This window comes from Massilia soli, from assembly GCF_016809835.1.
In the GTDB taxonomy this organism is placed as follows: domain Bacteria; phylum Pseudomonadota; class Gammaproteobacteria; order Burkholderiales; family Burkholderiaceae_D; genus Telluria_A; species Telluria_A soli.
Genome location: NZ_JAFBIL020000003.1, coordinates 554,416 through 568,408 on the forward strand (window position 1 = coordinate 554,416; position 13,993 = coordinate 568,408).

Below are 13,993 nucleotides of genomic sequence, written 5' to 3' on the forward strand. Positions count from 1 at the left end.
GTAAAATCGCTGGGTTCCCTTTTCTCCACGAAGACTCCAGCGATGACTATCAAGAGCGACAAATGGATCCGCCGCATGGCCGAATCCACCGGCATGATCGAACCGTTTTCACCGAACCAGGTGCGCGAAGAAGACGGTCGCCGGATCATCTCCTACGGCACCTCCTCGTACGGCTACGATATCCGCTGCGCCGACGAGTTCAAGATTTTCACCAACATCAACAGCACCATCGTCGACCCGAAGAACTTCGATTCGAACTCGTTCGTCGATATCAAGAGCGATGTCTGCATCATTCCGCCGAATTCGTTCGCGCTGGCGCGTACCATCGAGTACTTCCGCATTCCGCGCAACGTGCTGACGGTTTGCCTCGGCAAGTCGACCTACGCGCGCTGCGGCATCATCGTCAACGTGACGCCGTTCGAGCCTGAGTGGGAAGGTTACGTGACGCTGGAGTTCTCGAACACCACGCCGCTGCCGGCCAAGATCTATGCGGGCGAGGGCTGCGCGCAGGTGCTGTTCTTCGAGAGCGACGAAGTCTGCGAAACCTCGTACAAGGATCGCGGCGGGAAGTACCAGGGGCAGGTTGGGGTGACGCTGCCGAAGGCGTAGCAACGGTGGTATGGATTCCCGCCTGCGCGGGAACGGCCAATAAAAAAGGAACCGCGAGGTTCCTTTTTTTATGATGCCGGCGCTGGCGATTAGCGCAGTTCGCCGTCCAGCTTCACGCAGTCGACGAAGTAGCCCATCTTGCCGTCCACTTCGCGCTTGACCAGGCCGTGCACGTCGGTCTCGAAGCCTGGGAAGCGCTCGTTGAAGTCGCGTGCGAAGCGCAGGTAGTCGACGATGGTCTTGTTGAAGCGCTCGCCCGGAATCAGCAGCGGAATGCCCGGCGGGTAAGGCGTCAGCAGGATGGCGGTAATGCGGCCCTCCAGCTCTTCGATCGAGACGCGCTCGATCTCGCGGTGCGCCATCTTGGCGAAGGCGTCCGACGGCTTCATCGCAGGAATCATGTCCGACAGGTACATCTCGGTGGTCAGGCGGGCCACGTCCGACTTCTTGTAGAAGTCATGGATCGACTGGCACAAGTCGCGCAGGCCCCAGGCTTCGTAACGCGGGTTCGCTGCCGCGAATTCCGGCAGGATGCGCCACATCGGCTGGTTCTTGTCGTAGTCGTCCTTGAACTGCTGCAGCGCCGTGACCAGCGTGTTCCAGCGGCCCTTGGTGATACCGATCGTGAACATGATGAAGAACGAGTACAGGCCGCACTTCTCGATGATGACGCCGTGCTCGGCAAGGTACTTGGTGACGATCGACGCAGGAATGCCGCTTTCGCCGAACTGACCGTCCAGCGACAGGCCAGGCGTGACAACCGTCGCCTTGATCGGGTCGAGCATGTTGAAGCCCGGCGCCAGCTTGCCGAAGCCGTGCCAGGTGTCTTCGGCGCGGATCATCCAGTCGTCCTGGGTACCGATGCCTTCTTCGCTGAAGGTGTCCGGTCCCCAGACCTTGAACCACCAGTCGTTGCCGAATTCGGCGTCGACCTTCTTCATCGCGCGGCGGAAGTCGAGCGCTTCGAAGATCGACTCTTCCACCAGCGCGGTGCCGCCCGGCGCTTCCATCATGGCAGCGGCGACGTCGCACGAGGCGATGATCGAATACTGCGGCGAGGTCGAGGTGTGCATCAGGTAGGCTTCATTGAATGCGTCCTGGTCCAGCTTGACCGATTCCGATTCGCGCACCAGCACCTGCGACGCCTGCGACAGGCCGGCGAGCAGCTTGTGGGTCGACTGGGTCGAGAAGATCATCGACTCCTTGGCGCGCGGGCGGTCCTTGCCGATCGCGTGCATGTTCTTGTAGAAGTCGTGGAAGGTCGCATGCGGCAGCCACGCTTCGTCGAAGTGCAGCGTGTCGATCTTGCCGTCCAACATTTCGCGCAGGGTCTCGACGTTGTACACCACGCCGTCGTAGGTCGACTGGGTGATGGTCAGGATGCGTGGCTTCTTGTTGACGGCTTCGCGGGCGAACGGATTGGCCTCGATCTTGCGGGCGATCGATTCAGGCGTGAACTCTTCGAGCGGGATCGGGCCGATGATGCCGAGGTGATTCCGGGTCGGCATCAGGAACACAGGGATCGCGCCGCACATGATGATCGAGTGCAGGATCGACTTGTGGCAGTTACGGTCGACGACGACGATGTCGCCAGGCGCGACGGTCGAGTGCCAGACCATCTTGTTCGAGGTCGAGGTGCCGTTGGTGACGAAGTAGCAGTGGTCGGCGTTGAAGATGCGTGCGGCGTTGCGCTCCGACTTGGCGACCGGGCCGGTGTGGTCCAGCAGCTGGCCGAGTTCTTCCACCGCGTTGCAGACGTCGGCGCGCAGCAAGTTCTCACCGAAGAACTGGTGGAACATCTGGCCGATCGGCGACTTCAGGAAAGCCACGCCGCCCGAGTGGCCGGGGCAGTGCCACGAATACGAACCGTCGTTGGCATAGTTGACCAGCGCGCGGAAGAACGGCGGCGCCAGGCCGTCGAGATACGACTTCGCTTCGCGGATGATGTGGCGCGCGACGAACTCCGGCGTGTCCTCGAACATGTGGATGAAGCCATGCAGCTCGCGCAGCACGTCGTTCGGGATGTGGCGCGAGGTGCGCGTTTCGCCGTAGATGTAGATCGGGATATCCGCGTTCTTGTGGCGGATCTCCTTGACGAAGGCGCGCAGCGCGGTCAGCGCGAAGTTGGTCTCTTCGATCGAGCCCGCGCCGAATTCCTCATCGTCGATCGACAGTACGAAGGCCGACGCGCGCGACTGCTGCTGCGCGAATTGCGACAGGTCGCCATAGCTGGTCAGGCCAAGCACTTCCATGCCTTCCTTTTCCATCGCGGCTGCGAGTGCGCGAATGCCGAGGCCCGAGGTGTTCTCGGAACGAAAATCCTCGTCGATAATGACGATTGGGAAACGAAATTTCATGGGCAGCTCCAAAGCGAAGCGCCGCGAGGGCTGTCACCGCCACAAAGGCAGGACGTCGCTCACGGCACCGAAAAAAATAAGATGCGGATTTTCGCAGAAATGGCCGCAATCCGGTGAAAAACTTTTGTAAGAGTAACCACTACTTGGCGTGCTTGGCGCACCCTTGCAATTCTATCAATAAATACTCACAAGCGCTCGTACGTTACGTAGGAAAAGTCGAAACCATTCGATTCCGAATGCTGCGTCACGCGCGCCGACTCGCGCCAGGTGTCTGGCGGCAGCTCGGGGAAGAAGGTATCGCACTCGAACGTATGCGCGATTTCGGTGACGATCATGCGGTCGGCCAGAGGCAGCGACTCGTTGAAAATCTGGGCGCCGCCGATAATGGCCGCCGGCTCGTCGCCGACCAGCGCGATGGCCGCGGCCAGCGAGGTCACCGCCTCGACGCCGTCATGGCGCCAGTGGGCATTGCGAGTGATGACGATGTTGCGGCGGCCTGGCAGCGGGCGGCCGATGGAATCGAAGGTCTTGCGGCCCATGATGATCGGGTGGCCGAGCGTGACGCGCTTGAAGTGCGCCAGGTCTTCGGGCAGGTGCCATGGCAGGGTGTTGTTGACGCCGATGCCGCGCGCGGCATCGATGGCGACGACGATGGTCAGCTGGGTCATGTCATACCGCCACTGGCGCTTTGATCGCCGCTTGCGGCTCGTAGCCGGTCACCTCGAAGTCGTCGAAGGTGTAGTCGAACAGCGAATCGGGCTTGCGCTTGATGACCAGCTGCGGCAGCGGGCCGGGTGTGCGCGACAGCTGCAGGTCGACCTGTTCCATGTGATTCGAGTACAGGTGGCAGTCGCCGCCGGTCCAGACGAAGTCGCCCACGTCGAGGCCGGCCTGCTGCGCCATCATGTGGGTCAGCAGCGCGTACGAGGCGATATTGAAAGGCACGCCCAGGAAGATGTCGGCGCTGCGCTGGTACAGCTGGCACGACAGCTTGCCGTCGGCGACATAGAACTGGAACAGCGCGTGGCAAGGCGGCAGCTTCATCTGCGGGATGTCGGCCACGTTCCAGGCCGAGACCATCATGCGGCGCGAGTCCGGGTTGTTCCTGATTTGTTCGAGCACCTGCGAGATCTGGTCGACATGGCCGCCGCCGGGGGTCGGCCAGTTGCGCCACTGGTAGCCGTAGATCGGGCCCAGGTTGCCCTCGGCATCGGCCCACTCGTCCCAGATCGACACACCGTTTTCCTTCAGGTAGGCGATGTTGGTCGAGCCGGCGAGGAACCAGATCAGTTCATGGATGATGGACTTGAGGTGCACCTTCTTGGTCGTCAGGAGGGGGAAGCCCTCCTGCAGGTTGAAGCGCATCTGGTGGCCGAACACGGAACGCGTGCCGGTACCGGTACGGTCGGTTTTCCCGGTGCCATGGTCGCGGACATGGCGCATGAAATCAAGATATTGGCGCATCGAGGGGCTCTTATGGTGAAGGCGTGATTGTAACTCAGGCTGTCTTTTCCATGGCGGCGCATAGCAGATCGAGGGCCTTGCGCACGACGTGGTCCGGCATGCCGGTCAGGTTGTCGCCGACGTAAAGTTCGACCACGCTTGTGCAAGGCAGCGCGCCATGGGCGGCGCGGCCGAACAGCCAGATCTGGTGGTCCCGCGCGACGTCGTTGCGGATCTCCAGCGCGCGCTCGCGCGACACCGGCAGGTGCAGGTGCAGCATGTTGGCTTGCGGCCTGGCCGGGTTGACCTTGATGGAGGGGTAATCGCGCAGCGTGTCGTACAGGCGTTCGGTGCGCCGGAAGTACAGCGGCATGTCGGCGAGGCGCTGCTCGAACTGCATCGCCGCCGACACCACGTAGGGCGAGCGATGGATCACATTGCCGCCCTGGCGGCGGAACCATTCGGCCGCGCGCGCGACGAAGCGCTCGGTCCCGGCCAGCATCGCGCCACCGAGTCCGCCGATCCCCTTGTAGAGCGACACGTAGGCAGAATCGAAGCCTGACGCGATTTCGCCGGCCGATCGCTGATAGCCCGCTGCGCTCTCCCAGAGCCGGGCGCCGTCCATGTGCAGGTGTACCTTGGAGTTGCGGCAATGGGCCTTGATTGCCTCAAGCTCTTTCCAGCTTGGCACCTGGCCGCCGATCTCGCGCATTGGAAGTTCGAGTGCGACGGCGCCAAGGCGGTCCGGGATCTGGGCGAGATCGGCGACTGTGAAGGGGCGATGGCGGTCGCCGACCTGCAGCGCATCGAAGTGGCCGAGCAATTGGTAATTGGACTTCTCGTGCACCAGGATATGCGAGGTCGGATGCAGGGCGGCGAGGCGGCTGCCGCGATCCTCGCACGCCAGGCGCAGCGCGGTCACCTGCGCCATGGTGCCGCTGATACAGAAGACGGCGGTTTCAAAGCCGAGGAGGCTGGCGATTTTCTGCTCAAACTGCTGAATCAGTTCGCCATTGCCATAGACGTCGTGCGCCACGGAGTTGGTCTCGCACCAGGCCGCCATCGCCGCGAACATCTCAGCAGGCGACCTTGGCCGATGGCCTGGCAGCACGGTATGACATTGTTTCAACAGCTCGGCGTCGGTCACAAAAACTCCTCTGCAAATGTTCCAAAATCGGGGACAGACCACCATTTTAGAACGTTCTAAAATGGTGGTCTGTCCCCGATTTTGGAATTTAGTGCATTACGTGGACGTTGTGGAACTGGAGGGCGGCGAGGTTGGCGTAGATGCCGCCCAACGATACCAGCGATGCGTGCGTGCCGGTTTCGACGATCTTGCCGTCTTCCATGACGATGATGCGGTCGGCGCGCTGTACTGTCGCTAACCGGTGCGCAATGATGACCGTGGTGCGGCCGACCATCGCAGCTTCCAGCGCACTTTGCACCAGGCGCTCGGATTCGGCGTCGAGCGCGCTGGTGGCTTCGTCGAGCAGCAGCAGCGGGGGATTCTTCAGCAGCGCACGGGCAATCGCGATGCGCTGACGCTGGCCACCAGACAAGCGTACGCCGCGCTCGCCGAGGAACGATTTGTAACCTTCGGGCAGGCGTTCGATGAACTCGTGGGCGGCAGCCATCTTCGCCGCCGCCATGACTTCGGCGTCGGTGGCGTTGGCGCGGCCGTAGCGGATGTTTTCCATCGCGTTGGCAGAGAAGATGATCGTGTCTTGCGGGACGATGCCAATGGCGTCGCGCAGCGTGTGCAGGTCGAGCTGGCGGATGTCGACGCCGTCGAGCGTGATCGATCCCGATTGCGGGTCGTAGAAGCGCAGGAACAGCTGGAACAGCGTGGTCTTGCCGGCGCCAGAAGGCCCGACCACCGCCACCGTCTCGCCGGGCTTGATGTGCAGCGACAGGTGCTCCAGCGCCGCCGTTTCAGGGCGCGATGGGTAGGAGAAGGTGACGTCGTTGAGCGCGAGCGCGGCGCCATTGGCGGCGCGCGCAGGCAGCGCCATCGGCATGGCGGGATTCTGGATCGGCGACTTCACCGACAGCAGTTCGAGCAGGCGCTCGGTGGCGCCAGCGGCGCGCTGGGCTTCGCCCATCACTTCCGACAGCGCGCCGACCGAACCGGCGACGATCGATGCGTAGAGGATGAACTGGCCGAGCTCACCGCCGGTCGTCGAGCCTTCCAGCACCGCGTGCGCGCCAAGCCACAGCACGAATACGATGGAGCCGAATACCAGCAGGATCGCGATCAGTGTCAGCAGCGAACGCGCGCGGATGCGCTTCATCGCGGTGGCGAATGCGCCTTCCACCGATTTGCCAAAGCGCGCCGATTCGATCTGTTCATGCGTGAACGACTGCACTGTCGGCATGGCGTTGAGGATTTCGCCGGCCATCGCCGATGCGTCGGCGATGCGGTCTTGCGAGGCGCGCGAGAGCGAACGCACGCGGCGCCCGAACATCACGATCGGGACAACCACCAGCACCAGCATGCCGAGGATGATCGACGAGAGCTTCGGATTGGTCACGAACAGCATCACCATCCCGCCCAGGAACAGCAGCGTATTGCGCAGGGCGACCGAGATGCTGGTGCCGACGACGGCCTGGATCAACGTGGTGTCGGTGGTAATGCGGGATAAAACTTCTCCGCTCTGCGTGGTCTCGAAAAATTCAGGGCTTTGCGTGACGACGTGCGCGTACACGGCGCTGCGGATGTCGGCGGTCACGCGCTCGCCCAGCCACGAGACCGTGTAGAAGCGCGCTGCCGTCGCTACCGCCAGCACGCTGGCCACCGCAAACAGGCCCAGGAAGGTGTCGTTGACGTTGTCGACACTGCCCTGGCCGGCCGCGGGGGAGAAGCCCTGGTCGATCATCAGCTTGAATGCGTAGGGAATGGCGAGCGTGGCGCCGGCGGCAAATACCAGCGCGATCGCGGCCAGTCCGAACTGGCGGCGGTATGGCCGGAGGAAGGGCAGCAGGCCCTTGAAGGCGGCGAGGCTGCCTTTTGCGGTGCGCGGATCGGTTTGAGTGGTGCTGGTGGTGCTGTTGCTCATCGTGTTAATGCTGTCGTTTTCTGTTGTTTTTAAAGTTTCATCGGCCGGTCGTAGCCCGTCATTTCAAGATATCCGCGCCCCGCCGGCACGCCGTCGCGGTCGATCGTCACCGCGCCTTCCCAATAAATGGCGCCGGTCGATTGACGCGAATCGAGCTCCTGGTCGTTCTGCAAGGGCTTGACCTGCCAGCGCGTGCCGCCCGTGACGATCGTCGTCGCCACCGGATACACGGCATTGGTGCGCGGCGATTTCCACCGCGCCTGCGGAATGAAGCTGACCTGGTCGGGCGAATACTGCGTCACCTTCCCGGTGGGGTCGCGCAGCATCGCGTGACCCCATAGTTTACCACCTTGCTTGCTTCTGATCTGGAAAGCCATCAGGGCCGAGCCGTCGTCGAGGTTGGCGCCGACCCAGTCCCACCCGGTGGCGGACGGGTCGAGGGCTTCGCTTGACCATTCGTGATCGAGCCATGCGGTACCTTCCACCTTGCCGCCGCCGCCCTTGGCATGGGCTACCGTGCCGCTGACGCTGAGTTGCGGCTCGCTGTAGTAGTAGCTGGCGTTGCGCGGGTCGGCGCCCTTGCGCGAGTAGCCTCCCGCGCCTTGCAGCAGCACCGGCTGGGTCGGCGCCAGGCGCAGGTCCATCGCCACCTGCGCCGACTTGATGCTGACCGTGTAGCTGCCGTCGCTGTGGCGCAGCATGCGCCAGTCGTCCAGTTTGAGGTCGGTGGTGCCGGTCCTGGCATAGGCCAGCCCGAAGCCTTCGCGCGCGCTGCGCTGGTCGTGTACCAGCTTGCCAAGCGCCGGATCGGAGACGGCGGCGTGGGCGATGATCAGCTGCTTGGGTGCGAACGCGCTGGGGTTGGCCGGGTCATGCGCGGTGCGGCTGCGGAAGAAGGTGACCTGGAAGCCGAGCGGTCTACCATCCGTGGTGTTGAGCCAGCCGGTGACGTACCACCACTCGGTACGAAAGTCCGGATGAGCGCCGAAGTCCTTCGGAAACGCCAGCGCGGTAGCCGGCGTGACCGGCGCAAACGTGGGCGGCGCCGCGTGGCACAGCTGCGCCGCCAGCAGCAAAAGCACAAACAAAAATCGCATTACCAGTCCTCCCTGACGGCGCGAATGGGACCGCCGGACAGCGCATGGCGCCCCGATACCAGCGCGGTGAGCACCGAGGCGCCCAGCAGCACCGCGGCGACAATCGAAACCAGCGGCCATGGCACATGCAGCTGCATCGTCCAGTGGAACGACTGCGGATTGACCACATACACCAGAATCAGGCTGATGACGAGTCCCAGCAGGAAGCCGCAGGCGATGCCGAGCGCCGTCAGCGCGCCGCCTTCCAGCGCCAAAATCCGCAGTACCTGCCCGCGGGTGACGCCGACGTGGCGCAGCATGCCGAATTCCTTGGCGCGCGCCAGCGTCTGCGCCGAGAACGTCGCTGCCACGCCGGACAGGCCAATGGCGATGGCGATCGCTTCAAGCAGGTAGGTCACGGCGAAACTGCGGTCGAAGATCGTCAGGCTCATTAGCCGGATGTCTTGCGGCCGCGCGTACTCAAGCGCCTGGCCGAACGGCAGCGCGCGGATCGCCTCTTCGATGCGGGCCGCCGGCACGCCTTCGGCAGTCCAGACCGCAAAAGCGTTGATGCTGGCGTCGCGCGTCAGCGCGCGGTAGTCGCTCATGTGCATCTGCACGGCGCCTGACTGGCTTGAATAGTCCCGCCACGTGCCGGCGACAAAGAAGCTGTGCATGCGGCCGCCCACCGGCAGCGCGAGCGTGGCGCCCGGCTTGACGCGGTAAAGATCGAGCATGGCTTCCGAGACCCACACCGGCATCGCGCCTTGCGGCACCGGAAGCGACAGGCCGCGCATGACCATCGTCTTGCCGGGGTCGAGCGGGTCGATCGGGCGCGCCATCAGGCGTACCGGCGGGCGCGCAGGATCGAGCGACAACTGGCGCGTGCGCTGGAATTCAATGCGGGAGATGCCTGCAAGGCCCTGTATCGCCGCCTGTTCGGTAGGTCCCAGGGTTCCGGCGCCGCTGCTCGAGCCGACCTGCACGTAAAGATCGGCGGGCAGCAACTGCACCAGCCAGTCATCGAGCGATACCCGGAAGCTCGACACCATGATCGCCATCGCGACCATCAGGCTGAAGCTGGCCAGCACGCCGCCGAGGGCGATCGCCGCCTGTCCCGAGGCGTTGCCCAGGCGCGCCAGCGCAAGGGCCGGCACCGCGGAAGCTGCAGCGCTGCGCTGGTGGCGGCGGCTGGCCGCGCCGAACAGGCTGCGCGCAAGGCGCGGCATCAGGCCGATCCCGCCCACCAGCAACAGGGCGATCGACAGGTAGCCCAGGATCGGCAGCTCAAACACCGGCGGCGCCTGGGACAGGGCTCCCGCAATCGCCAGGCACAGCATCGATGGCCAGATGCGGTCCAGCCGCGACAGCGCGGTTTCGTCGGCGCCTGACTTGAGCGCCGCTGCCGGAGGCGTCCGCGCCGCTTCCCACGCAGGCGTCAGGCAGCCAAGCAGCGCGACCCCGAAGCCGAGCGCGAAGAATACGGCGGCGGCGACCGGCGTGAACTGGACCGCGGGATTGACGCCGGCGAAGTAGCCCGCGCCAAGGTCGCCGCCGAAGAAGTGCAGCGCCGCCGCCGCCAGCGCATAGCCTCCGGCGATGCCCAGCAGAGCGCCGATCACGCCGAGGCTGGCGCCCTCGATCAGTACCTGGCGCAGCAACTCTCCACGCTCCAGGCCAAGCACCCTCAGCAGCGCGAACTGGCTACGGCGGCGGATCACCGCCAGCGCCTGCGTCGAAAACACCAGGAAAGCGCCGGTAAACAGCGCCACCAGCGCCAGTACCGTCAGGTTGACCCGGTAGGCGCGGCTCATGCTGTTGGTGCGGCTCTCCTGCGCCTCGTCGCCCGGCTGCCCGACCAGGAAGCGGCCCGGGAAATCGCGTTCCAGCTCGCGCGCGAGGTCGCGTTCGAACGCATCCCGGTTGACGCCGCCGCGCAGCTTCAGGTCGATCCGCGACAGCTGCCCGGTTTTATCGAAGCGCCACTGCGCCGCCCCGATATCCATTACGCCCATGCGCTGGCCGGGCAGGGCTTGCAGCATGCTGCCCGCGACGCGCAGCGTGACCACCGACGCGCCGGCGCGCAGCGCCACGCTGGCGCGCTCGCCCGTGCCCAGCCATTCAAGCGCCGCGGGGGACAGGAAGAGGGCGTCGTCGGCCAGCGTATCCATCAGCTTGCCGTCGGCGGCGCCGCCGATCAGGCCGGGCGTGACCTGGGCGGCCCGGAAAACGTCGATGGCGATGACCTTGAGCGGGCCTTGCTTGCCCACCGCGCCAACTTGGAATTCAAGCACCGGCGAGGCCACCTCCACCATCGGGTGGCTCGCCAGGCGCGGATAGACCGACTCGTCGAACCACGCTTCTCGCCCGCTTACCTGGATGTCCGCCTGGCCTGCGATGCTTTTGACAGCGGCGGAAAATTCGTTGAAGGCGGCCGCGTTAATCAAGTGGATGGCGAATCCCATCGCCACGCCGACCGCGATGGCGACAATCGCGACGATGGCGCGCAGGGGGTGGGCGCGCCATTCGCCCACCAGCAGCCAGCGTGACAGGGCGCCTAACGCTGGCATTCAACAGCCATCGCTTCGGCCTGCCGTTCAACCTTGATGCGCATTGCTTCGGTGGCAGGGCCGGCGCTCTTGCGCAGGTCGTCCTGGGCCCACTTCAGCTGCAGGCGCAGCTTGTCGCAACGCTGCTGTTGCGGCGTGGCGCGTGCTGCGCCGGGCGGCCGCGCTGCTTTGGCGGCCAGCGCCGACGCCTCGCGCCGCTCCTTGTCAAGCGATTCGGCCAGTGCCTTCTGGCGCGCCAGGCGTTGCTTCAGTTCCGGGTCGGGCGGGGGCGCCGGCGGCACATCGAGCATGGCCTGGGTGCCGCTGCTGCAAGGCTGCTCGCTGTACGTGACCTTGCCGTTGCTGCTGCATTTATAGATCGACTGTGCCGGCGCTGGAGCGCACAGCGCCAGGCCTGCGAGGATCACCAGGGCGCGCGACATGACCACTCCTTGTCAGAAGATTTTGCCAGGGTTCATGATGCCGAGTGGGTCGAGCGTCGCCTTGATCGCACGCATCATCGCCATTTCGACGGGCGATTTGTATCGGCTGAGCTCGTCTCTTTTTAGCGCGCCGATGCCGTGTTCCGCCGAAATCGACCCGCCGAAGGCGTCGACCTGGTCGTGCACGATGCGGTTGACCGCCGCCTGGTTGGCGAGGAACTCGTCATGCGGCACGCCCGCGGGCGGCCCGACGTTGTAGTGGAGGTTGCCGTCGCCGAGGTGGCCGAAGGTCACCAGCACCACGCCCGGGAAGGCGTCGCGCAGCTTGGCATCGGTGGCGCCGATAAAGCGCGCGATGCGCGAGATCGGCACCGATATGTCGTGCTTGATGTTCTTGCCGGCCTTTGCCTGCGCCATCGAGATGTGCTCGCGCAGGTTCCACAGGCCGCGCGACTGCGCCTCGGACGCCGCCACGACGGCGTCGCGCGCGATCCCGCGGTCGAGCGCGATGCTGACCGTCTGCTCAAGCATGCCGTTCGCGTGCTGGCTGGATTCGCAGCTGTCCAGTTCAAGCAGCACATACTGGCCATGCGGCCGGGAGAACGGCTTGGGCAGTTCGGGGAATTGGCTGCCGACCAGCTGCAGGCAGACGTCCGACATCAGCTCGAACGCCGTCAGGCAGGCGCCGCAGCGGTCCTGCGCAAGCGTCAGCAGGTCGAGCGCATCGCGCGCGGTGCCAAGGGCGACCAGCGCGGTGCTCGATGCCTTGGGCAGCGGGTACAGCTTGAGCACCGCGGCGGTGATGACGCCGAGCGTGCCTTCCGCGCCGATGAACAGGTCGCGCAGGTCGTAGCCGGTATTATCCTTGCGCAGTCCGCGCAGGCCGCTCCAGATATCGCCCTGCGGCGTGACGACCTCGAGCCCGAGGCACAGTTCGCGCGCGTTACCGTATCGCAGAACGCCGGTGCCGCCGCCATTGGTGGAGAGATTGCCGCCGATGGTGCAGGTGCCTTCGGAGGCCATCGACAGCGGGTACAGGCAGTCGTGCAGCGCGGCGGCGTCCTGGACATGCTGGAGGATGCAGCCCGCGTCGACCGTCATGGTGCGGTTGACCGCGTCGATCGAGCGCACCTTGTTCATGCGCGAGAGCGACAGCACGACCGCCGTGCCGCTGTCGTCCGGCACGCTGCCGAGCACAAGGCCGGTGCGCCCGCCCTGCGGCACCAGCGGCACGCGCCACTGGGCGCAGGCCTTGACCAGCTGCGCGACCTGTTCGGTGTCGGCAGGGCGCAGCACGGCCAGCGCCTTTCCCGTGTACCGGCCGCGCCAGTCATCGAGGAAGGGCGCCATGTCGGCGGCGCTCGTCAGGACGAACGGCTCGCCGGCGATATGGCGGCAGTGCGAAAGGAATTCTTCACTCATGGGTTGCGCGGTTGACCTTGTCGAGCAGGTCGCGGGCCATTTTTTTGGCGGCCTTTTTATAGGGGCGCAGGTACAGCAAGGCGCAGGCGAAGTAGACCAGGGTCAGCGCCACTTCGCCCAGGCCCATGAAGCGCGAGGTCGCATCGAGGTCGCTGTAGCCGCGCACCACGCCTTCGGCGAAGTACAGCAGGATCAGCATCGAGGTCCATTGCAGCGTGTAGACGTCGCGTTTGAGCACGCCGCGCAGCGGGATCAGCAGCGGGATGACCTTCAGGGCCAGCAGCGAGCCGCCCGGCTTGAGCGGCGCGACCAGCATCTCCCAGGCCAGCAGCCAGGCGATCAGCACCGCCAGGCTGGCCGCCGCGCCGACGTGATATACCTTCGATGATTCCATTACCTTGTCCTCCAGAGGCGCGCCGCCGTTTCGGCCAGCCTGCGCCCGGCTTCGATCGCGAGCCGTTTTTCATCTTCGCTGACTGGCTTGTCGCCGTCCAGTCCCGACCAGTGGGTCGGGCCGTAAGGGCTGCCGCCAGTCGCGGTCGTCATCAGTTCGGGCTGCGTGTACGGCAGGCCCATGACCAGCATCCCGTGGTGCAGCAGCGGGATCATCATCGACAGCAGGGTCGACTCCTGGCCGCCGTGCAGGCTGCCGGTGGAGGTAAACACCGCCGCCGGCTTGCCCGCCAGCGTGCCGGCCAGCCAGTCGGCCGAGGTGCCGTCCAAAAAGTACTTCATCGACGCCGCCATATTGCCAAAGCGGGTGGGCGAACCCATCGCCAGGCCGGCGCAGTCGGCCAGGTCTTGCAGCTCCACGTAAGGCGCGCCGCTGGCCGGAATATCCGGCGCGGTCGCTTCCGTTACCGTGGACACCGCCGGCACCGTGCGCAGCCGCGCCTCGGCGCCGGGGACGCTTTCCACGCCCTGGGCGATGAGTTCGGCGAGTTTGCGGGTGGCGCCATGGCGCGAATAGTATAAAACGAGAATAATCGGAGTGGTTTGGTTCATCGTTGGTATTATAGGGCGCTTTATATTATGTCA

12 protein-coding genes are annotated in these 13,993 nt (G+C 64.9%); 1 reads left to right on the top strand and 11 read right to left on the bottom strand.

The window, feature by feature from the left end; all coding sequences use genetic code 11:
• The first annotated feature begins 42 nt into the window (after positions 1 to 42).
• Positions 43 to 609, top strand: a complete 567-nt coding sequence (dcd, locus tag I4X03_RS09965) for a dCTP deaminase (RefSeq protein WP_223468061.1) — start codon at positions 43 to 45, stop codon at positions 607 to 609.
• An 89-nt stretch (positions 610 to 698) separates the two neighbouring features.
• Here dcd and I4X03_RS09970 read toward each other — a convergent pair whose 3' ends face one another.
• The 11 genes from I4X03_RS09970 to wrbA form a co-directional block, all read right to left on the bottom strand.
• Complete coding sequence (locus I4X03_RS09970) at positions 699 to 2,966, bottom strand: arginine/lysine/ornithine decarboxylase (RefSeq protein WP_223468062.1); 2,268 nt, start codon at positions 2,964 to 2,966, stop codon at positions 699 to 701.
• 185 nt (positions 2,967 to 3,151) lie between these two features.
• Positions 3,152 to 3,634, bottom strand: a complete 483-nt coding sequence (locus I4X03_RS09975) for a dihydrofolate reductase (protein ID WP_223468063.1) — start codon at positions 3,632 to 3,634, stop codon at positions 3,152 to 3,154.
• A 1-nt stretch (position 3,635) separates the two neighbouring features.
• The gene (locus I4X03_RS09980; RefSeq protein ID WP_223468064.1) at positions 3,636 to 4,430 is read right to left on the bottom strand and encodes a thymidylate synthase; all 795 of its coding nucleotides are present in this window, start codon (positions 4,428 to 4,430) and stop codon (positions 3,636 to 3,638) included.
• Between the two features lie 34 nt (positions 4,431 to 4,464).
• The gene (locus I4X03_RS09985) at positions 4,465 to 5,556 is read right to left on the bottom strand and encodes a threonine aldolase family protein (RefSeq protein ID WP_223468065.1); all 1,092 of its coding nucleotides are present in this window, start codon (positions 5,554 to 5,556) and stop codon (positions 4,465 to 4,467) included.
• Between the two features lie 88 nt (positions 5,557 to 5,644).
• On the bottom strand, positions 5,645 to 7,465 hold the full coding sequence (locus tag I4X03_RS09990; RefSeq protein ID WP_223468066.1) for an ABC transporter transmembrane domain-containing protein: 1,821 nt from the start codon (positions 7,463 to 7,465) through the stop codon (positions 5,645 to 5,647).
• A 29-nt stretch (positions 7,466 to 7,494) separates the two neighbouring features.
• Positions 7,495 to 8,562 (bottom strand): lipocalin-like domain-containing protein, encoded by a 1,068-nt coding sequence (locus tag I4X03_RS09995; protein WP_223468067.1) that lies wholly within the window; start codon positions 8,560 to 8,562, stop codon positions 7,495 to 7,497.
• Entirely contained in the window at positions 8,562 to 11,111 is a 2,550-nt protein-coding gene (locus I4X03_RS10000) for an FtsX-like permease family protein (RefSeq protein ID WP_223468068.1), read from the bottom strand. The genes I4X03_RS09995 and I4X03_RS10000 overlap by 1 nt, the downstream gene beginning before the upstream one ends.
• Positions 11,099 to 11,533 (bottom strand): DUF4124 domain-containing protein, encoded by a 435-nt coding sequence (locus tag I4X03_RS10005; protein ID WP_223468069.1) that lies wholly within the window; start codon positions 11,531 to 11,533, stop codon positions 11,099 to 11,101. The genes I4X03_RS10000 and I4X03_RS10005 overlap by 13 nt, the downstream gene beginning before the upstream one ends.
• 12 nt (positions 11,534 to 11,545) lie before the next feature.
• The gene (locus I4X03_RS10010; protein ID WP_223468070.1) at positions 11,546 to 12,955 is read right to left on the bottom strand and encodes an FAD-binding oxidoreductase; all 1,410 of its coding nucleotides are present in this window, start codon (positions 12,953 to 12,955) and stop codon (positions 11,546 to 11,548) included.
• A complete protein-coding gene (locus tag I4X03_RS10015; protein WP_223468071.1) occupies positions 12,948 to 13,349 on the bottom strand; it encodes a DUF2069 domain-containing protein in 402 nt (133 codons plus the stop codon). The genes I4X03_RS10010 and I4X03_RS10015 overlap by 8 nt, the downstream gene beginning before the upstream one ends.
• Positions 13,349 to 13,960 carry an NAD(P)H:quinone oxidoreductase gene (gene wrbA / locus I4X03_RS10020; RefSeq protein WP_223468072.1) on the bottom strand — a complete coding sequence of 204 codons (612 nt, stop codon included), beginning with the start codon at positions 13,958 to 13,960 and terminating at the stop codon, positions 13,349 to 13,351. The genes I4X03_RS10015 and wrbA overlap by 1 nt, the downstream gene beginning before the upstream one ends.
• Positions 13,961 to 13,993 lie beyond the last annotated feature (33 nt).

Coding starts and splice junctions, on each gene's coding strand:
- I4X03_RS10005 (WP_223468069.1), bottom strand. CDS start 11,533: ATGTCGCGCGCCCTGGTGATCCTCGCAGGCCTGGCGCTGTGCGCTCCA.
- I4X03_RS10000 (WP_223468068.1), bottom strand. CDS start 11,111: ATGCCAGCGTTAGGCGCCCTGTCACGCTGGCTGCTGGTGGGCGAATGG.
- wrbA (WP_223468072.1), bottom strand. CDS start 13,960: ATGAACCAAACCACTCCGATTATTCTCGTTTTATACTATTCGCGCCAT.
- I4X03_RS10010 (WP_223468070.1), bottom strand. CDS start 12,955: ATGAGTGAAGAATTCCTTTCGCACTGCCGCCATATCGCCGGCGAGCCG.
- I4X03_RS09995 (WP_223468067.1), bottom strand. CDS start 8,562: ATGCGATTTTTGTTTGTGCTTTTGCTGCTGGCGGCGCAGCTGTGCCAC.
- I4X03_RS10015 (WP_223468071.1), bottom strand. CDS start 13,349: ATGGAATCATCGAAGGTATATCACGTCGGCGCGGCGGCCAGCCTGGCG.
- I4X03_RS09970 (WP_223468062.1), bottom strand. CDS start 2,966: ATGAAATTTCGTTTCCCAATCGTCATTATCGACGAGGATTTTCGTTCC.
- I4X03_RS09990 (WP_223468066.1), bottom strand. CDS start 7,465: ATGAGCAACAGCACCACCAGCACCACTCAAACCGATCCGCGCACCGCA.
- I4X03_RS09975 (WP_223468063.1), bottom strand. CDS start 3,634: ATGACCCAGCTGACCATCGTCGTCGCCATCGATGCCGCGCGCGGCATC.
- I4X03_RS09980 (WP_223468064.1), bottom strand. CDS start 4,430: ATGCGCCAATATCTTGATTTCATGCGCCATGTCCGCGACCATGGCACC.
- dcd (WP_223468061.1), top strand. CDS start 43: ATGACTATCAAGAGCGACAAATGGATCCGCCGCATGGCCGAATCCACC.